This window comes from Chryseobacterium arthrosphaerae, from assembly GCF_001684965.1.
Classification (GTDB): Bacteria; Bacteroidota; Bacteroidia; order Flavobacteriales; family Weeksellaceae; genus Chryseobacterium; species Chryseobacterium arthrosphaerae.
In genome coordinates this window covers 158,697-178,352 of the sequence record NZ_MAYG01000023.1, presented here as the reverse complement: position 1 = coordinate 178,352, position 19,656 = coordinate 158,697, and the positions used below count along the sequence as shown (strand labels likewise).

Annotated in this window: 19 protein-coding genes; 3 read left to right on the top strand and 16 right to left on the bottom strand. The window is 38.4% G+C overall.

The features are described 5' to 3' along the window. Positions 1-12 precede the first annotated feature (12 nt). Both mqo and BBI00_RS19910 read right to left on the bottom strand, forming a co-directional pair. Positions 13-1,518 carry a malate dehydrogenase (quinone) gene (mqo, locus tag BBI00_RS19915; protein ID WP_065400590.1) on the bottom strand — a complete coding sequence of 502 codons (1,506 nt, stop codon included), beginning with the start codon at positions 1,516-1,518 and terminating at the stop codon, positions 13-15. 275 nt (positions 1,519-1,793) lie between these two features. Beyond that, complete coding sequence (locus BBI00_RS19910; protein ID WP_065400589.1) at positions 1,794-2,834, bottom strand: NAD(P)H-dependent glycerol-3-phosphate dehydrogenase; 1,041 nt, start codon at positions 2,832-2,834, stop codon at positions 1,794-1,796. A gap of 226 nt (positions 2,835-3,060) precedes the next feature. Here BBI00_RS19910 and BBI00_RS19905 point away from each other — a divergent pair, with 226 nt between their 5' ends. Further along, positions 3,061-4,086, top strand: coding sequence for a M23 family metallopeptidase (locus tag BBI00_RS19905; protein WP_083988598.1), 1,026 nt, complete (start codon positions 3,061-3,063; stop codon positions 4,084-4,086). Positions 4,087-4,333: 247 nt separating this feature from the next. On the opposite strand, the gene BBI00_RS19900 is transcribed toward BBI00_RS19905, so the two are convergent. The 5 genes from BBI00_RS19900 to BBI00_RS19880 form a co-directional block, all read right to left on the bottom strand. Then, positions 4,334-5,506: an MBL fold metallo-hydrolase gene (locus BBI00_RS19900; protein ID WP_065400588.1), complete on the bottom strand. Its 1,173-nt coding sequence runs from the start codon at positions 5,504-5,506 to the stop codon at positions 4,334-4,336. A gap of 15 nt (positions 5,507-5,521) precedes the next feature. After that, entirely contained in the window at positions 5,522-6,175 is a 654-nt protein-coding gene (locus tag BBI00_RS19895; protein WP_065400587.1) for an NAD(P)-dependent oxidoreductase, read from the bottom strand. A gap of 54 nt (positions 6,176-6,229) precedes the next feature. Then, positions 6,230-6,640: an Rrf2 family transcriptional regulator gene (locus BBI00_RS19890; RefSeq protein ID WP_065400586.1), complete on the bottom strand. Its 411-nt coding sequence runs from the start codon at positions 6,638-6,640 to the stop codon at positions 6,230-6,232. A 66-nt stretch (positions 6,641-6,706) separates the two neighbouring features. Then, entirely contained in the window at positions 6,707-7,657 is a 951-nt protein-coding gene (locus tag BBI00_RS19885) for a hypothetical protein (protein ID WP_065400585.1), read from the bottom strand. Positions 7,658-7,798: 141 nt separating this feature from the next. Continuing rightward, a complete protein-coding gene (locus BBI00_RS19880) occupies positions 7,799-8,233 on the bottom strand; it encodes an FKBP-type peptidyl-prolyl cis-trans isomerase (protein WP_051934256.1) in 435 nt (144 codons plus the stop codon). 252 nt (positions 8,234-8,485) lie between these two features. Here BBI00_RS19880 and BBI00_RS19875 point away from each other — a divergent pair, with 252 nt between their 5' ends. After that, positions 8,486-9,499: a catalase family protein gene (locus tag BBI00_RS19875; RefSeq protein ID WP_065400584.1), complete on the top strand. Its 1,014-nt coding sequence runs from the start codon at positions 8,486-8,488 to the stop codon at positions 9,497-9,499. A 215-nt stretch (positions 9,500-9,714) separates the two neighbouring features. Here BBI00_RS19875 and BBI00_RS19870 read toward each other — a convergent pair whose 3' ends face one another. The 9 genes from BBI00_RS19870 to BBI00_RS19830 form a co-directional block, all read right to left on the bottom strand. Further along, positions 9,715-10,128, bottom strand: a complete 414-nt coding sequence (locus BBI00_RS19870) for a nuclear transport factor 2 family protein (RefSeq protein ID WP_185116327.1) — start codon at positions 10,126-10,128, stop codon at positions 9,715-9,717. A gap of 2 nt (positions 10,129-10,130) precedes the next feature. Further along, positions 10,131-10,658, bottom strand: coding sequence for a TetR/AcrR family transcriptional regulator (locus BBI00_RS19865; protein WP_065400582.1), 528 nt, complete (start codon positions 10,656-10,658; stop codon positions 10,131-10,133). A gap of 255 nt (positions 10,659-10,913) precedes the next feature. Beyond that, the gene (locus tag BBI00_RS19860) at positions 10,914-11,957 is read right to left on the bottom strand and encodes a TerC/Alx family metal homeostasis membrane protein (protein WP_065400581.1); all 1,044 of its coding nucleotides are present in this window, start codon (positions 11,955-11,957) and stop codon (positions 10,914-10,916) included. Positions 11,958-12,043: 86 nt separating this feature from the next. Next, positions 12,044-12,652, bottom strand: a complete 609-nt coding sequence (locus BBI00_RS19855) for a TerD family protein (protein WP_065400580.1) — start codon at positions 12,650-12,652, stop codon at positions 12,044-12,046. Positions 12,653-12,721: 69 nt separating this feature from the next. Beyond that, the gene (locus BBI00_RS19850) at positions 12,722-13,669 is read right to left on the bottom strand and encodes a hypothetical protein (RefSeq protein WP_083988597.1); all 948 of its coding nucleotides are present in this window, start codon (positions 13,667-13,669) and stop codon (positions 12,722-12,724) included. A 15-nt stretch (positions 13,670-13,684) separates the two neighbouring features. Next, positions 13,685-14,860: a toxic anion resistance protein gene (locus BBI00_RS19845; RefSeq protein WP_174715396.1), complete on the bottom strand. Its 1,176-nt coding sequence runs from the start codon at positions 14,858-14,860 to the stop codon at positions 13,685-13,687. A 2-nt stretch (positions 14,861-14,862) separates the two neighbouring features. After that, positions 14,863-15,420, bottom strand: a complete 558-nt coding sequence (locus tag BBI00_RS19840; RefSeq protein WP_065400579.1) for a TerD family protein — start codon at positions 15,418-15,420, stop codon at positions 14,863-14,865. Continuing rightward, on the bottom strand, positions 15,410-16,234 hold the full coding sequence (locus BBI00_RS19835; protein WP_065400578.1) for a phosphoribosyltransferase family protein: 825 nt from the start codon (positions 16,232-16,234) through the stop codon (positions 15,410-15,412). The genes BBI00_RS19840 and BBI00_RS19835 overlap by 11 nt, the downstream gene beginning before the upstream one ends. A gap of 6 nt (positions 16,235-16,240) precedes the next feature. Further along, entirely contained in the window at positions 16,241-16,909 is a 669-nt protein-coding gene (locus BBI00_RS19830; RefSeq protein WP_065400577.1) for an HAD family hydrolase, read from the bottom strand. A 639-nt stretch (positions 16,910-17,548) separates the two neighbouring features. On the opposite strand from BBI00_RS19830, the gene fusA reads away from it, so the two are divergent. Next, complete coding sequence (gene fusA / locus BBI00_RS19825; RefSeq protein WP_065400576.1) at positions 17,549-19,615, top strand: elongation factor G; 2,067 nt, start codon at positions 17,549-17,551, stop codon at positions 19,613-19,615. Positions 19,616-19,656 lie beyond the last annotated feature (41 nt).

Genomic DNA, 19,656 nt, shown 5'->3' with positions numbered 1-19,656 from the left:
CCATTGCTGATGTTAATATTCTAATTCCAGTTTTTCTTTCGTGTAATTTCTTACCTCTTGGGTAAGTTCCGGGTTGTCTGCCAGTTTTTGGCCGTAAGAAGGGACCATTTCCAGTAACTTCCCTTTCCATTCGCCATGGAATTTTTCAGGGAAACATTTTTCAAGAACGTCCAGCATGGCGTATACTGCTGTTGATGCCCCCGGTGAAGCTCCAAGCAGCGATGCGATGGTACCGGCTTTGTTGACTACCACTTCAGTTCCGAACTCAAGTTTACCGCCTTCTTTTTCATCTTTTTTAATCACCTGAACCCTCTGTCCGGCTACTTTCAGTTCCCAATCATCTTCCTTGGCATCTTTGATAAACTCTCTCAAATGCTGCATTCTCTGAGCTTTGGTCATGGCAACCTGCTGAATAAGGTATTTTGTAAGGGGAATATTATGCCACCATGCACCGAATAATGATTTTAAGTTTTTGGTATTCACACTTTCCGGAAGATCCAGGTAGCTTCCTTCTTTCAGGAATTTTGTTGAGAACCCTGCGAAAGGACCGAAAAGAAGGGCTTTCTGGCCATCAATGATCCTAAGGTCAAGGTGAGGAACAGACATTGGCGGCGCATCTACAGTAGCCTGTGTATATACTTTAGCCTGATGTTTTTCTACTAATTCCTGGTTATGGGTTACCAGCCATTGTCCTGAAACCGGGAAGCCTCCATAGCCTTCACTTTCTTTGATGTCTGAGCTGTCCAGTAACGGAAGTGCATATCCTCCGGCGCCGATAAATACAAAGTCAGCAACAACTTCCTGTTTGTGATTGTGAATTCTGTCTTTCACTTTCATTTCCCACTTTCCGTCTTCTCTTGGGTCAATGTCTTTTACTTCATGATATAAGAATACCTCTACATTGGAATCTTCAAGCAGGTGTCTTCCCATTTTTCTGGTCAGTGTTCCGAAGTTCACATCTGTTCCCATATCCATCTTCGTGGCTGCCATTACTTCAGATTTATTTCTTTTGCTCATGACCAGCGGAATCCACTCTCTCAGTTTTTCATGATCTGTAGAAAATTCCATTCCGGAGAAAAGAACCGATTCTGTCATTTTATCGTGTCTCTTTTTAAGGTATTCCGCGTCTTTTTCTCCAAATACAAGACTCATATGCGGGCATGAGTTGATAAAATCTTTAGGCTCATGAATATATCCTTTGGAGATCAGATACGCCCAGAACTGTTTTGAAATTTCGAACTGCTCTGCAATGCTTTCTGCTTTTTTGATATCAATGGATCCGTCTGGTTTTTCCGGCGTATAATTTAGCTCACAAAAAGCGGAGTGCCCTGTTCCGGCGTTGTTCCATGCTGCTGTACTTTCCTTGGCAAATCTTCCAAGTCTTTCGAAGATAGCGATTTCTAGATTGGGATCAAATTCATGAAGCAGCGTTGCTAAAGTGGCGCTCATGATTCCGCCTCCTATCAGTACAACGTCGTATTTAGGTTTCGGTGTTCTGCTTGTAAGCGATTGTGACATAATTTTAAAATTTTACTTCAAATTTCGGGAAAAGTTTTAAAAATTAAAGGCTGTTTAAAGATTTTAACACGTTAATTTTCTCCCGAAAAAATCTTCTTTCCCATACAATAAAATATCATGGAAATTATCAATAAAGTTTCATCGAAATGATGAATCAAAATTCTGTATATGCATAAATTAAACGGTAAAATGAAACAATAAAAAACCTTAAACATCAATGCTTAAGGTTATTCATCTATTTTTAAGAACAGGGTTCTGTATAAAACCTTTGTTTTTTAGTTCAGTTTTGCAGTGAGTTTTTTAAATTGCTTTTCTGCATTTTTACCGTCATAAAGAATGGCATATACGGTATCGATAATCGGTAGCTTAAGGTTTTTCTGTTTGGCCGTTTTATAGATCGACTGGGCAGCATAATATCCTTCTGCAACCATGTTCATCGACTGGATGGCTGATTTCACGGTGTATCCTTTTCCGATCAGGTTACCAAGGTTCCTGTTTCTTGAGAACAGGGAATAAGCGGTTACCAGAAGGTCTCCCAGATAAGCACTTTCGTTCACATCTCTAGGTGCTTCATAGATGGCTTCCAGGAAAGTTTCCATTTCACGGATCGCATTGGAAACAAAAACAGCCGTAAAGTTATCTCCATAACCCAGCCCGCTTGCGATACCTGCTCCGATGGCAAAAATGTTCTTAAGAATGGCACTGTACTCATTTCCCAGGATATCTTTACTGGTCTGAACCTTGATAAAGTCTGAACTGAAAATTCCTTCCAGCTTTTCTGCCGTTTCATCTTCCACTGTGGCAATGGTAAGGTATGAAAGTCTTTCCATCGCTACTTCTTCAGCGTGGCAGGGCCCTGCAATAACGGCCTGATTCCTGAAACCGATCTTGAATTCATCACGCAGATAATGGGCTACCACATCATTTACTTTAGGAATAATTCCTTTAATTGCTGAAACAAATATTTTGTCTGAATAGTCACAAGTCATCTTATCCAGGGTATCAGACAGATAAATGGATGGTGTTGCTAAAACGATTACATCACAGGCAGAAACCAACTCATTGATATCTGTTGTCAGTTTTAAACTTTTAAGGTTAAAATGAGCAGCGGTAAGATAGGTTGGGTTGTGCCCTCTGAGTTCGATAGCTCCTTTTACAAATTCACTTCTTACACACCAGTGTACTACTTTACAGTTTTCAACAAGCATTTTTACAATAGCGGTTGCAAAACTTCCGCTCCCTACTACCCCTACAGAAACATCGTTTTTACTCTTTTTGGGATTCGAAGATTCTGAAATTGTTTTCTTTTTAGCCATAATTGGAATGTGAACTGCAAATATATTAAACAAAGATTTAACGGGAGGTTTTGAAGGCATGATAAAAACTTTTTTTTGAAAAAATTAACACCTCCGCACAATTAAATATCTAATTCTGCGTTTGATACAGAAAAAACTGAATTTTCATTAAGAATATCCTTCATTGTTTATTTTTAATTAAATTTACAGCCTTAAAACCGTTTTAAAATTTATTAAGAGAAGAAATATGAAAAAATTTCTAAACAGCAAGAAGAACGTAAACATTCTCCTGGGAGGACTTTTACTAGTAGTTTTTGCTCAAGGTATCTTTATTGCCAAACTTTTTTCTGAAAAGGATGACAAAAACTATGAGGTAAACCTTGTCAAAATAAACACTGAAAAAGACAGTGTAGATTATTTAAAAATGAAAACAGATCTCACTTTGGTGGATCAGACCGTAGATCAGCTCAATTCTTTCCTTAAATCCAAGGATATTTCCAATGCAAAACTGATGATGCTTGATCAGGACAGTATTTCAAATTCCGTTTATCTGTCCAAACAAGCCAACCGATACAGCCAGTATCTGATGGACCTTCAGAAAAAACTGATGCAGGTACCATTGGGAATGCCTACAGACGGGTATATTTCATCCAATTTCGGAGTGAGAAAAAATCCTATCCCATTCAAAACCGTTTACGCTTCCGTAAAGCCCAATACTGCTGAAGCCAAACCTGTAGCAGCTGCGGCTCCAAAGCCTGAAGTAAAGGCTGAACCTGTGGAGAAAATCATTGAACTTACTGACAGCTATGGCAATAAAAGAGAAGTAAAAGTAATGGTAACTCCCAAAGCGGCACCCGTTGCTTCTGCTCCTGCGGCATCTGCTGTAACTAAAACTGTTGCAGTAAATGGTTCTAAAGCAATGCCTGCTGAAAAAAACAATCCCCCTGCTGAAGCAGACCAGATGCAGTTCCACAAAGGGCTTGATATAGCGGTTGCTTATGGCTCTGATGTAAGAGCTGCTGCTGCCGGAACAGTCATTTTCTCTGGTCAGAAAGGCGGTTATGGAAATTGTGTAATTGTTTCTCACGGAAACGGGCTTGCGACTTTATACGGACACTTATCACAACTCGTTTCTAAAGTGAATGATAAAGTGAAAGTAGGCCAGGTTATTGCAAAATCCGGAAATTCCGGACGTTCTACAGGGCCACATCTTCATTATGAAGTACACAAAAACAATACTCCGGTGAATCCGAAATTGTTTATGAATCTATAAAAGAAAGCTGTCTCACCGGAGACAGCTTTTTATTTTAAGGCCTGCAGACCAAATGCAAACAGCACAAAATTTAATGCTTTCTGCTGATCTGACTGATTATGCAGATTCTTGGGCAAAGACCATAAGCTGTGAAATCTGCGGTAAAAATCCACTGTTTTAAATTTCTTTGATTTAAAATAGGTTGGGCTGAAGCCAATGAAATTTTTACAATGAAAGAGCGGGCTAAAGCCCGCTCCTGTTGAATTTATTATTTTAAAATTTTCATCGTTCCTTTTGGATGGACAAAAGTACCGTCTGGTCCTGCAATATTAGAATACACAATATTTTTATTGTAATCCTGAATATGAGTCACATTGAATTTCAGGTGGGGTTCGTGCCAATATACCATAAAAACATTTTTGGCCACTTCTGTTGCCGTATATTCTACGGTATCCGTACTGTTTTTTGAACTTCCTGCAGTTCCGGTAAAGGTCATTGTTTTATGATCTTTAAAATCCAGAATAAATTTAACGGTTCCAAAATCCACTTCAACCTTCTTACCAATTGCGGGATACGGTGATTTCAAATCCCAGGCCATTTCTCCTAAGAATACTTTCACTCCCATTTCCAGTTCTTCTTTTCCTGGTAAAGCCGGATATTTTTTCACCATAAAATCTACAATAGCAGAAGCTGTTTTATTCTCTGTAACGGCTTTCTTATAATTTTCAAGGTAACTTTTTACAAAATCAAGAGATGCCGGAGATAGGGATTCTTTGGCAAAATGTGACGGAATTACCTGTTCAGGCTTCAATGCCTTCATCGCATCAATCTGCCCAATCCACTGATCTATAGCTTTCACATTCTGGGTATCCGCCATCCAAAGATGGGAATCTACAGATACTGAAATTCCGCCTGCAATTGTTTTAATGGAAGGAATCCAAAGGAAACTGTGTGCAGGATCATCAGGATTCTGTCTGATCTCTATTGTATTTCCTTCCAGATCCGGAATGGCTGTTACAGCTTCGGGAATAATGATTTCTGAAGGAGCATCTGCCTTCAGCTGTGGTTTCCAGACGGTCATCTTATCATCTTTTGAAGCGGAAATAAGATAAGCAGTCTGCGCTGTAGACATAATCTTCGCACCAGGGAAAGCCTTTTTAATCACATCCAGTCCAAAGTAAAAATCAGGATCACTATGAGAAATAAAGATGGTTTTCAGGTTTTTTCCGGTTGCTTTTATTTCTTTTACCAGTTCTTCCGCATACTGTTTCTGGAACTGGGCATCGATAAGAACAGCGTCTTTATCTCCATAAATAATCGTGGAAGTGATCGGAAAAATAGCCTTGGTTCCGGGGTTGTATACTTTGACCTTCAGGTTTCCCGCGAATATGCTGATGAATCCTAAAAGGGTTATCAACGATAATAATTTCTTTTTAAGCATTTTTGTTTCTTTACATTAATACGCTGCAGTGAAACGTTCACGGATGTGGTTATTCTGCTCCAGTTCATCCACCAAAGCCACTGCTACATCTTCTACAGAAAGGCGGCTTCTTCCGTTCTCATCAAATACGGGAGTTTCCAGTGAAGTTCTGTATTGCCCTGTTCTTGTTCCTACATTCGCCTGATTCATTTCAATAGCAGGGCTGAAGAAAGTCCAATCCAGGGTATTGTTTTCTTTGATCTTATTTAAATAATCTCTTGCTGCTGTTGCTCCCGGCTTATATGCATCAGGGAAATCCGGTGTATCTACGATCTGTACGTTATCCGGAGTATAAAGGCTTCCTGCTCCTCCAACCACAATCAGTCTTTTCACGCCTGACTCTTCTACTGCTTTTTCAATATTTTCAGAGCCGTTAAGGAAATCGTTATAAAGGTTAGGATTCGTCCATCCTGCATTGAATGCACTGATTACGGCATCACTTCCCTTTAAAGCTTCGGCTAATTCGCTTACATTATTTACGTCTACACTTTTTGCCGTTACATTTTCCTGTGTTTTTACCTTTGAGGCATCTCTTACCAAAGCTTCCACGGCATATCCTCTGTCTGCCAATTCTGTTACGATGTGTGCTCCTACAAATCCTGTGGCACCAATTACTGCTACTTTTTTCATAATGTTTTATTTTTAAATTGTAATAAATTTTGTTACATTTATGGTTAAAAAATTTTATTCGAACTGATCTGCGAATTCCTGCAATGACTTATCTCCTAAAAAGTTAACAACCAACTGATCTGTTTCTTCAAATAATGTATTTAAATGAACATTAATTTCTTTACCGACGCTACAGGCCGGATTAGGGTTTTGATTTTTCTTTCCTAAAACTTCCGTATTCTTTACAGCTTTATAGATTTCAGAAATAGTTATCATCTCTGCAGTTTTACCCAGCTGGCTGCCTCCGTCTTTTCCCTGTCTGCTGGTGATCAGTCCTGCTTCTCTCAATACGCTGATTTCCTTTCGGACAATAACCGGGTTTATGTTGATACTACCGGCTATCCAGTCAGAAGTGAGCCACTCCTGAGGACTTTTTGCCAATAAAGTCATGATATGTACTGCCGTAGCAAATCTTGTATTATTCATTTTAATTACAGGACAAAGGTAAACATTTTTTTAAATGTAACAAATTTTATTACAGTTAAATTTTTCTTAAAGGATCAGTTTATCCAGATCCAGGAGCAGATAATTAATGTTCTGATTGATGGTTCGGGTTGCAGACTGCATCTGATTGAGCATTGCAGCCCGGTTATGAAGGTCATCTGACCTGTAAAATCCGCCGTCACTGAAAATAACCGACTGATCTGCGGCTGATTTATTGTCATCAAACTGATAATGCAGCCATCTTTCTTTCATATTCCCAATAATAGACCGCTCTTCCCTGTTGGAAAATTTCTTCTCAGTATACATATACCAGATGAATGGCGGAAAGTTGGGAGATTCTAATTTTCCCCGCCATACATCTCTCAGAAGGTTTCGCTGATGGATAAATTCTACTTTTTTTCCTTTCGGATTAAGGGTTGCCAAACCAAAACCTGCTCCCAGAACTCCTCCACTGATATCAATGGCATTGCTCCATCCTTCATCTTTTACAATTCCACCTGCTATAGAAGCTGCGGCTCCTGCAACGATGGAATATAGAATCATCTTATTATTTCTTGAGGCGTTGAGGTTGTCCACATAATTTCCTATCTGGGCTACTCTTTCCCCTTCACAATCAAATTCTGCCGCTACAGCATCCAGCTCGGTAAGGGCAATCGTGATTTTGCTGTTTATTTTCGTTTTAAGCTGCAAAACCCTGACCTGGGAGGCTAAAGAAGAATCTTTTTTAAGTTCCATAATATCATGAACTTCATCCAGATTATCCAGCGCATTCAGGATCAGTATGCTCTGGTCTGAAAAAATTTCTTTCAGATCTTTATTGGCTTCGAGAATAGAATCAGAATTGTAAGATGGAAGTTTATTGGTATAATTGTACTTGAACGGTGCTTTACAGTAACTGTCTTTAAGGGTAAGGATGTTCTGCCGGATCGCCTGATTTTTTTTGGAAACACAGGAAATAAGCAAACCGAAAACGATAAAAAGGGAGAAAAGCTTTTTCATTCAAATCTATTTTGTGCAGTCGTGAATCATTGATCAGAAGTCATCCCTTCAGCTTTTATATAATTCATTAGTACGAATATAAAACAAATAAAAAAATTGACCTGAATTCAGGTCAATTTTTAATTTATTTTTAAGTTCAGATTACTTAATATCCAGTAATTCAACTTCGAAAACAAGGGTACTGTTAGGCCCGATTTCTTTGCTGATTTCCTGATCTCCATAGGCTAAGTGCGGAGGAATAATCAGTCTCCATTTGCTGCCAACCGGCATTAACTGAAGTGCTTCCGTCCATCCGGAAATAACTCTGTTTAAAGGGAAAGATGCCGGTGTACCTCTTTTTACAGAGCTGTCGAAAACTTTACCGGAAATAGTAGTTCCGTGGTAGTGGCATTTTACAGTAGACTTAGGACCTGGTTTTGCTCCGTCACCTTCTGTAATGATTTCATACTGCAAGCCGCTTGGTAACTGCACAACGCTTTCTCTTTTACCATACTCTTCCATATATTCTTTACCGTCTTTCAGGTTCTTTTCTGCTAATTCTTTTTTACGTTTAAATAACATATCTGCTACTCCCATATTATAATTTTTTACAAAGATAATGCTTTTTGAGTTTAAGGTTTAAGATTCAGTTAAATGTCTGATTCTCCATTTACATCTTTATATTTTAAAAATAAAAAACTAAATATCAATTATTTACATTAAAAATTTAGAGATAACACCTGTTCTCTTTACGTTTTATCAACTCTTTTTCACTAAAATTCAAATAATTGTAATATTTGCTTAACGCAGATTCCGAAACTTGGCGTTATAATTGAATTTAAAAACTAAATGCCAAATCCACTACCATATAATAAGAAGTTTGACGAGCTTAATGAAGAGGAAAAAGAGCTTCTGGAAATCAATAAAAAAACGATTGCTGATTTCGTAGAACAATCCCCAACTATAAGTGACGTTAATTATGCTACCAGGAACGCCCATGCAAAAACCTATGCGGTAGCAAAAGGAATATTCTGTGTTGATCCGAATATTCCCGAACCTTTGCAGCCTTTCTTTGATAAAGAAAAGTTTGACCTGATCATAAGGTTTTCCAATGCGCAGCTGAAAATCCAGAATTCAAAAAAGGACATTCCGGCTTATGGTTTTGCAGTACAAATCAAAGATGAAAACGGAGGGTTGCTGGCCAATTACCCATTGGTTAATTTTCCTTTGTTTCCGGTAAATTCTGTTTCTACTTTTTTAAAACTGTTTACGGCGATCAACCGGTTTTACATAAAGAAATGGAGCAGCTTATTTTCATTGGCCGGCCAGATGATCAAAGTCATTCCATCCGTTCTCACAGGTTCTTTTATCAGGAATACCTTAAAACTGATCAGTAAAAGAAATGATTTTATTCTCTCTTTCGATTACCATTCTGTCGGGGCTTACCGTCTGGGAGATCATATGATGAAAATCAAACTAAAACCCAGGTCTGTAGATAAAAACACAGGTAAGAAGCAGAATATTCAAAATGCGTTGAAAGATTATTTCCAGACCCATGATTTCTCCGCTGATGTCCTTATTCAGCTCTGCTATGACCTGGAAAACCAGCCCATCAACAAACTGAATGTGGAATGGAAAAACTCCCCTTTCATTAAAATCGGTGAAATAAAAATCGACAGAGAATCCTTATTGGATCCCCGTGATTGCAATAGTGAGCTTCTTTCCTTCAATCCGTTTGAAAGCAAATCTATTTTCCAGCCTGTCGGAAAAATACAGAAACTGCGTGATGAAGCCTATAAAGTTTCTGTACAGACCAGAAGAAAGATCAATAAGCTTCTCCACGGCAAGAAAACCGAATTATAGGCTGTAACCACATGAGAAAACACAGAATAATTCAAATCTTGACCGATCTGTTTCAGCTTGTACATTAATGATTTTTAGTCACAAAAGTTATAATTTTAACACTTGAGTCCGCTTAAGCAGGTTTAAAATGATACCGAAGAAAAGTTCAGATAGGGTAAAAATCAAAGGATTTTTCACAACATATCAAAAAGACTGTCCTCACAACAGTCCTTTTTCTATCTGAATTTACGGTCTTCTTCATTGATGGCCAGATCATTGATACTGGCATATCTTTTTGCCATCAATCCGTTTTCATCAAATTCCCAGTTTTCATTTCCATAGGCTCTGAACCAATTTCCTTCTTTTGTCTGGTATTCATATTCAAAACGCACAGCAATCCGGTTGTCTGTGTGAGCCCAATATTCTTTCTTCAGTTTATAATTGAGTTCTTTCTCCCATTTCTTCTGAAGAAACAGCACAATTTCTTCTCTTCCACTGATGAATGTGTCCCTGTTTCTCCACTCACTGTCTGTAGTATAAGCTTTGGAAACTTTTTCGGGATCCTGACTGTTCCAGGCATCTTCTGCCAGTTGAATTTTTTGTTTTGCCGTTTCCAGGGTGAAAGGCGGCAGCGGATGTTTTTGCTCCATTATTATGATATTAAATTGGTGACTATTTTTTTTGATTTTTCAATCAGTTCATTGGATCTGAAAAGCTGGCTTTCTATAATGCTGCTTTCAAAAAGCATATAGATATGATCCGAAAGCTCATCATTATCCAGTAATTCTAAAAAGAAGTTTCTGAGATCTGCTTTATGGGATTGAATAACACTGAGGATTTTGATATTGTCCATTGGAATCTCTGATAAAATATTCAGGAAGCTGCATCCCCGGAAGTTTTCCTTTGCATTCATATATGCCAGAAAATCAAATACTTTGATGGTTTTAGATTTTGGATCCTTTTCTTTTGCTAAAAAAAGATTGAGTTCACCGAACCAATAGTCATGTCTCACGTTCAGAAATTCTACACACAGGTCTTCTTTGGATTTAAAATACTGATAGAAACTTGCTTTGGCCACTTCTGCCTCGGAAATGATCTGATTGATTCCGGTAGAATTATACCCTTGTTTTGTGAACAATTGAAAGGTAGTGTCTACTATTCTTTCTCTTGGAGATTTCATATTGCCTTCTTTTATGAAACAAATATATGAAAAAAAAACACATACAGACAAGTCTGTCTATATTTGTTTTTTGTATTCTTGGAAAGCGCAAAAACGCAATTTTTTAATAAATGCCTCTTATTAAGGCGCAAGGATTTTATCTCCGATAAAATTTAATGCTGCTAATAATATAGCTTCAAATAATGCATTTTCAGCTAAAACAAAAAGCCTTCAGAGTTGTACTCCAAAGGCTTTTCATCTATTTTTTTTGAAAAATTATTTTTCTTCCAGTTCTTCTTTTTTCTCTTCCTCTTTATCAGGGAAAATAATTGATAAAAGAACAGATATTACCAATACTCCTCCTACAATTCCTAATGAGACAGGAGAAGGAATATGAATCCATGGTGCAATAAGCATTTTAACTCCGATGAAGGAAAGGATGATTGCCAGTCCGTACGGAAGTTTGCTGAACATATGGATAAAGTTGGCCAATAAGAAATATAATGATCTTAATCCTAAAATCGCAAAGATATTGGAGGTATAAAGGATGAAAGGATCATTTGAGATCGCAAAGATCGCCGGGATAGAGTCTACTGCGAAAAGTACGTCTGTAAACTCAATAACTCCTACCACTACCAAAAGCGGTGTTGCCATTTTGATCCCGTTCTGGATGGTGAAGAATTTATCTCCGTCATAGTTATCCGATACTTTCCAGAAACTCTTGATCAGCCTTGCTCCGGCCGTATTGCTGTAGTCTTCGTCGTCGTCATCGTCACCGTCACCCCATGATTTGATTCCTGCATAGACAAGGAATAATCCGAACAGCGTCATCACAACGTTGATTTTTACAGCTTCTCCGAAAATATTCATTTCAGGAAGATAGGTCAGGTTGATAAGCCCTACTCCTGCAAAGATAAATATTGCTCTGAAGATCAGGGCACCGATGATTCCCCAGAAAAGCACTTTATGGTGAAGATATTTCGGTACTTTGAAAAATCCGAAAACCAGGATAAATACGAACAGGTTATCCACAGAAAGGGCCTTTTCAATCCAATAGGCTGCCTGATACTGGGTAAATTTCTCTACTGCCAGTGCATGGCTTTCAGGCGATCCATCGGTATTGAATACCCAATAAACCACTCCTGAGAATACCATAGACAGCGAGATCCATACGATAGACCAGATGGTCGCTTCTTTGGAAGAAACTTCGTGACTTTTTTTGTTAAATACCCCTAAGTCCAGGAGCAGCATGATAACTACCGTTACCGCAAATCCCCACACCAAACCAGGGTGCAGCTCTAAAATACTTTGATGTTCCACTTGAGTTATGTTATTATATGATAAAAGCAATAGATGTACAGGGTACAACTATTGCTATTTTATTTACATTTCTGATTGATAGCTGATTATAAATAATTCATCTGTACAGTCTGAATGGTCTGCTCCAGCTTTCTGTCTGCTGTAGGATCACCGATTGCATTGAATTTCCATTCACCGTTTCTCTTATAGAAAACCCCCATTACCATCGCAACATGCCCTCTGAAAGAAGCATCATTCGCAATATCATATTTTGCAAAAACTTCTCTTACATTGGTAGGTGTCCCTTCATAAATACGGATAGAAGCAAAAGGAATCGTTCCGAAATCCTGACCTCTGTAGCTGTTCAGTACCATAGCAACATGTTCTACGTTTGGATCCAACTGGCTGAAATCTACCGTGATCACTTCATTATCCAATCCATCATCACCGTTTACGTCACCGGTAAGGTCATCACCACTGTGCTTCACAGATCCGTTTCTGGATCTCAGGTTTCCGAAGTAGATCACTTCAGTCACATTTTTATTTGAATCATATAAAATACAGCTTCCGTCTAAGTCTACTGCTTCTTTTTTAGTTCCGAATAATCCTTTTTTTTCAATAGCCCCCCAGTTGATTCCTACACAAGCCTGGGAAAGCTCAGCTCCGTTTTCTTTTTTAAGGTTGATTCTCTGACCTTTCTGTAAGTTGATAGCCATTTTTTTATGTTTAGTTGTTATTTACTGTAGCAAAGAAAACCGTTGATTTTCTTTAGCTCAAATTTCGTCTTAGTTGTTGTTTAAATTCAAATTAAGCATTGCCCGCAGAATATTCGTTTCTTCGTCAAAATCGAATATTTTGCTCATAATATCTATATTTTCCAGGTTTCTGATATAGTCTTTCAACACCCCTTCCACTTCCGGAGGTAAGGTACGTTTTCTTTCGTTCATACTGTTTTCCAGCTGTTCATTTTTCCTTTTCAGCTGATCGATAATGGTTCCCTGATTCGATTGATTTTCAGAGACATCCAATTGATCTATCTCTTTGTCAAAAAGATACAGTTTCTTTTCATCTACACTGAAAATGAAATAATCATCAGACTGAAATATTTTGAAAAGCTCGTATTCATGGGTTCCGATAAGATACCCGCAAACAAAACGGACTTTAAATCCCTGAATATTCAACCTGCCCAAAAGTTTTCTTTCGATGGAATAATCTCTGTACTGGTACGCAGGAAAAGCGCCTGTCGTCAGCAAAGATTCGTCTGCTTCTGTCCTGTAAAATTCCTGGGCATATTTCTTATGAAAATACAGTACATTATCCCAATTGGCCGTAAAGATATCTTCGGTAAGATCTTTATAAAGGGTTTTCAGGTGTTGGGAAAATATACCGCTGTACATCTTCCGGTCAGTCTGAAAACTGTCTACACGCCTTTCTTCAAAACCTGAAATATATTTATTGTTAATGTCAATTTCATTGATGACAGCCAGCATATCATTCTCCTTCTGTCTTTTGATTTTCGTCAGAAGTTCTATGAGGCTGTCGGTATACTGCAGGTGAAAAAGTTCCAGTTTATTATAATCTAAAGCCGTATTTTCCTGGAACAGATTGTGGATAATATCTGTTTTGATGTAAATGGATATTATGTCAATATGTTCAAAAAAATTCGCAAGAAGCTTAAGCCTTGTTAATCTTCTTCTGCTTTGCGACAATATGGTTGCTGCATCATCCCCCACCTTGATACCTATAAATTAGCCTCTGACATTTGCTTTTAACTCGTGCTCCAGTGTCTGAAGATCCTGATCCAACTTTCTTCTGTTGTCTGCACCCTGTTTCTGGATCTGCTTCACTTCATTCAATGTATTGATCAGCATTGAGGTTGTTTCTCTCAACGTCTCCACAGATACGATCGTCTGCTCATTGGCTCTCGCAACATTGATGGAATTCTGCCCAAGACGTTCCGCATTCTTTCTCAGGATCTCTTCTGTAGTAGAAGAAACTTTCTGCTGGATCTCAATATTCTGCTGCTGTCTGTACATAGCTACAGCAAGTGAAAGCTGGTTTTTCCATACAGGAAGTGTCGTCGTAAGAATCGTCTGCGCCTTTTCAGCAATGGAAACGTTGTTATTCTGTACCAGTCTGATCTGTGGAAGCGACTGCATCATGATCACACGTACCACTTTAAGGTCAGCCATTCTTCGGTCTAACCTTGCAATGAAGTCTCTTTTATCCGCAATCTGATAATCCTGGAAATTCTGTGGATTTGCTTCCATTTGAGCTAACTCAACAGCCGCTCTTTCCATTCTGATATTTCCTGCGATCACAAGGTCTTCGATCTGCTTGATGGAATTCACATTACTTTCAAAGATCGTCTGCAAAACAGCATTATCTTTAGTGGAAGTAATGATTCCTGCATTTACTTTGTAAGAGATCTGTTCAATATTGTTGATGATCTTGTCATATTTTGCAAATAAGTTTTCTACCTGAGTGATGACCTTCTTCATGAATGGCAATTTACTCAGGAAGCTTTTCACTTTATTCCCGTTAAGCTCATCTACGTCTACATAATTCAGCTCTACCAAAAGGTCATTGATAAGACCTCCAACTTCTCCGGAATTGGATCTTCTTACATTTCCTAAGAAGCTGTCACTCTGGTTGGTTAACGTTTTCTGAAGCTCTGCCCCGAAATTGACGATAGAGCCCGGATTAGCCTCATCAATTGAATTGGCAAGCACTTCATATTTCTGACGTTCTTCAGACTGCAGCTGCGTCAGATTTACATTTCCTTCTCTGTCTACAAGAACTGCCGGTGCAGCATTCTGAACAGGCTGGGCCGGTGCCGGCGGAACCATTGGTGTAGGTTCAAATGTCTTAAGAGGTTCTATTGATCCCATCGGATCTATTGGTTGATTTTCCTGATTGTCCATAATTACTTCTGATAAAGTGATACAAATTTCTCAAGGCCGTCTCTCTGTCCTGCTCCCACAGCCTCAAATTTCCATTCTCCGTTTCTGTTGTAGATTCTTCCGAATTCTACTGCGGTCTCGATTGAGAAATCTTCATCCAGTTCATATTTTAAGATCTCCTCATTCGTATCTGTATTGAAAATTCTGATGAAAGAATTTCTTACCTGTCCAAAATTCTGCTTTCTTGAATCCGCCTCGTGAATCGTTACTACTACTGTAATTTCTTTAATTGCGTCATCAATTTTTGTAAGATCAATCTTAATCTGCTCATCATCACCTGCGCCCTCCCCTGTAAGATTATCTCCTGTGTGGATAACAGATTTATCCGGAGACTCAAGGTTGTTATAGAAAATAAAGTGATTATCTGAAACCAATTTTTTGTCGTCCCCAAGCAAAAATAATGAAGCATCAAGGTCGAAAGCTGTTCCTGTAGAAGTATTATTGATATCCCATCCTAAACCTACAGTGAATTTAGGTGCGTTGATGTTTTCTCTCTGTCCTTTTTGTAAGTTAATAGCCATAATATAATTCCGTTTGTGTTAAAGTATTGATGTTGTTTTTATATTCTTTTATTAAATGATAATTGTTACTGATGGCAAGCTCCAAAAGCAGGTCCATCTGTTCTCTTTTTATAGTAGACGTAAGATAATCAAAATTACTTGAATCTAAGCCTAAAATATATTTGACGATCCTTGTATTGAACTGAAAACTTTCTTTATTCATCACTTCTGCAATGTGTTTTACGTTTTTCACTGCGTAATAATTGAAAAAGTTCTCAATTTTGGGATCAAGATCAAAGTTCATCAGTTCTGCGTAATACAGGAAGATGAAGTCTGCTTCCACGCTGTACTCATCCAGAATTCTATTGACGGTATACTCATGGCTTCCCGTTATTTTTATATCATCTATAAAAATACAAAGTTTTCCCCTTAAAAAATCCTTATCGATGTAATAAGTATCATTCGCAATCAGATTTTTACGGTCTTCAAAATTGAGGTTTCCATAATCTGTGATGTAGGTATGGTTTCTGTTGATCTTAGATAAAATACTGGATTTTTTCCCTTTCTGAAACAAATAGAAATCCAGGTGCTTTTTAAAATAAAAACACAGGAAATTGGAAGCCGTAGGAATCGCCATATAAGGGCTTGGAAGCACTACGATCTCTTTACCTGTGTCCAGGATTTTTTCATTTTCCGAGATAAATCCGTCAAATAATTCCTTTGCAAATTTTTCAGCATACGACTTATCGCCATATTTGAAATAGCTGTATTCTGCAGGTGAGAATGTAAACTCATCCGCTGAATGAATGTGGTGTAAGCTGTATCTTTTATTCATGTGTATTTAGTGTTTAAGTAAATGGGCACTGAAACCGAAGGCTTTGGCTCCCTGGTAATCTGCCACCGGATTGTCTCCGATGTGCAATACCTGATGTAACGGCAGATCCTGGTCATTGATGTTGTTTTTCACTTCCTGGAAAATAAGCGGGTTCGGTTTGGAACAGTTGATTTCATCAGAATAGATATGGAAATCAATATACTGATCCAGATTTTCATGAATCAGAAATTTTCTCATCGTCGTTCCTTTTATAAATCCGGTGTTGCTGAGAATATTAATAGTTTTTCCCTGATTTTTGATTTCTTCAAAAAAATCATGAATATTTTCAAAAATGACAACAGGTCTATATTCCAGGAACAGCTCTTCACTTTTCACATAAAACTCATTCAGCATCTCCCTGTTTAAAAGCTTAACATCCACATCCAGCGCACCCAATATCATCAGATAGATCTCAAAAGCATCTATATTACCCCCTGTTACCTCATTGATGGTATTGCAAAGATCATCATAATATTTTACGGTTTTCGCAACATCACTGACAGGTTTGTCTACCTTAAAAAATGAGGAGAACAGCTCAACTCTTTTTGTTTTAAATTCAGGATGAGATTTGATTAGGGTGAGCCACAGGTCAAAGGAAAAATGACAGTGGTTGTGAATGTCAATATCTGTTTTCAATATGTTTTAAGTTAAAAGTTTTATTTAGCTTCTTGAAAAAGATTTACTATTTATGAATCATCAACAAGTGTTTAAATATCTATATCTTCCCAAAGATAAAATTTTTATCATAATTGCGTTATATACTTCTCTGTTTTAAGATATTTTTATGAATTCCTGCGTATTTGGAGGCAAAATACAGATGGATTTAAAACCTCTTCATCTCCGATCACAAAAAATATTTTAAAAAAAATTATTGTGGATTAAAAAAAATAATATAATTTCGCAACCGGTTAACAATCAACAATGTCAACAAAAATGATAAATATTATAACTTTAAGTAACCCTGTCAGAGCTGTGTTCTTTGGCAGCACTAAATATTTATCTGAATAGTTCCATAGATCTTTATTACTAAAATATAATCAAAGACCTGTCTATTCAGACAGGTCTTTTTTGCTGCCCTACTTTTCAGACTTTAACTATTCAAAGAACTTCTGTTGTTTGTCAGATCTGTTCTGAAAAATATACTATCAACGCAAGAAATACATTTACATTTTCACTGACCTGAATATCCATCAGGCCGGAGTCTTCGTTGTGTTTATTTTTCTCAGGATTATTTGGCAGCAGCATATTCAAAATCAACAATTTAAATCAAACAAAATGAAATATAACACAAGAAATATAGGAATCATAGCTCATGTAGACGCAGGAAAAACAACATTATCGGAAAGGCTGCTGTATTACACAGGACTCATTCATAAAATCGGAAACGTAGATGATGGCAATACCACAATGGATAAAGACATTCAGGAAAGAAACCGGGGCATCACCATTTCATCAGCTGCTGTGTCCACACAATGGAAAAAAGGGAACACAGTCTATAATATCAACATTATCGACACGCCCGGTCACATTGATTTTGCTGTAGAAGTAGAGCGTTCATTACGGGTTCTCGACAGTGTTGTTGCTGTTTTCTGTGCTTCTTCGGGAGTTCAGCCACAAACGGAAAATGTGTGGTTCCAGGCTGAGAAACACGGAACCTCAAAGATCTGTTTCATCAATAAAATGGACAGAATAGGAGCGGACTTTTTTGCTGTTCTTCAAGAGATCGAAACGAAACTTCATGCTGTTCCTCTTGCCCTTCAGATCCCCATCGGTGCTGAAGACAATTTTGAAGGAGTCATTGATCTGGTCCGTCAGAAAGCGCTGTACTGGGCAGATGAAAACGGGGAAACCGTCATCGAAAAGGAAATTCCGGCCGACTTCCAGGCTGAATCCGGTGAATACAGAATGAAGCTGATGGAAACGCTGGCTGAATACGATGAGGATTTCTTTGAGATCTTTATGGATACTGAACACGGTATCACTGCTGAAATAATCACGGAAGCCGTACAAAGAGTATGTCAATCCGGCGCAGCAGTTCCTGTCCTGTGTGGCTCTGCATTTAAGAACAAAGGAATTCAGCCTCTTCTTGATGCTGTTGTCACTTATCTTCCGTCTCCGGATCAGCTTGCAGACGTTAAAGGCAAAGATCCTCATACAGAAGAAACGATAGAGCTTGAAAGGAATGCCTCGGAAGTTTTTTCGGGACTAGTTTTTAAGGTTGTTATCGATAAGCATATGGGAAGACTGGCCATGCTCCGTATTTATTCGGGCAAGATCAGGTCCGGTGATACCGTACTGAATGTAAGAACCGGAGAAAGCTTCAGGATTTCCAGGATTTTACAAATGCAGTCTGACAAAACTTTATCTATGGAAGAAGGAGGAGCCGGTGATATTGTAGCGCTGACGGGAATAAAAGATGCCAAAACAGGAGACTCTTTATCCTCTGTTGAAAAACCTGTGTTGCTTGAGTCTATTACGATTCCAGCTCCTGTGATCAGGGTTTCGATAGAGCCTAAAACCAACGGTGATGAGAAGTCTTTCGGTCTGGTTCTGGCAAAAATTCAGGAAGAAGATCCTTCTCTGGTTGTTGAAAGGGACAGGCAAACCGGGGAAACTTTATTAAGCGGACTGGGAGAATTACACCTTGAGGTTACTCTGGAAAAAATCCGTCTGAATCATGGGATCGAGATCAATCAGGGCAAGCCTAAAGTATCTTATCGTGAAATCTTAACGGAAACAAAGACTCACAGGGAAAAACTTTCAAAACAAAACGGCGGAAGCGGACAGTTTGCCGATATCAGTTTTGAAATCGGACCAAGAGATGATAATGAATATGGGCTGCAATTCATCAATATGATCAAAGGAGGAGTAATTCCGACGGAATTCATCCCTTCCGTTGAAAAAGGATTCCGGGAAGCTATGGAACACGGACCGTTGAAAGGGTATCCTTTGGAAGGCATGAAAATCACTCTTCTGGACGGTTCTTTCCATGCTCAGGACTCTGCAGCTTTTGATTTTGAAATTGCCGCGAGGGAAGGATTCAGAGCTGCTGCCGGAAAATGCAGTCCAAAGCTTATGGAACCCGTTATGCAGGTTGAAATTCAGAGTATTGAAGAATACACGGGAGCCATCACAGCGGATATCAACCGGAGAAGAGGAATCATTACGTCCATTGATGAGAAATCAGGAAGAAAGATCTTTACCGCAGAAATTCCGTTGGCCTCTACGTTCGGATATATTTCTGATCTGAGAACGCTTACAAGCGGAAGAGCTTCCATCAGCATGAAATTGTCACACTATACATTAGTGCCCGATTTCATTGCCAATACATTAATCACTTAAACAAGCAAGGACTGTAATTGAAATTACGGTCCTTGTCTTGT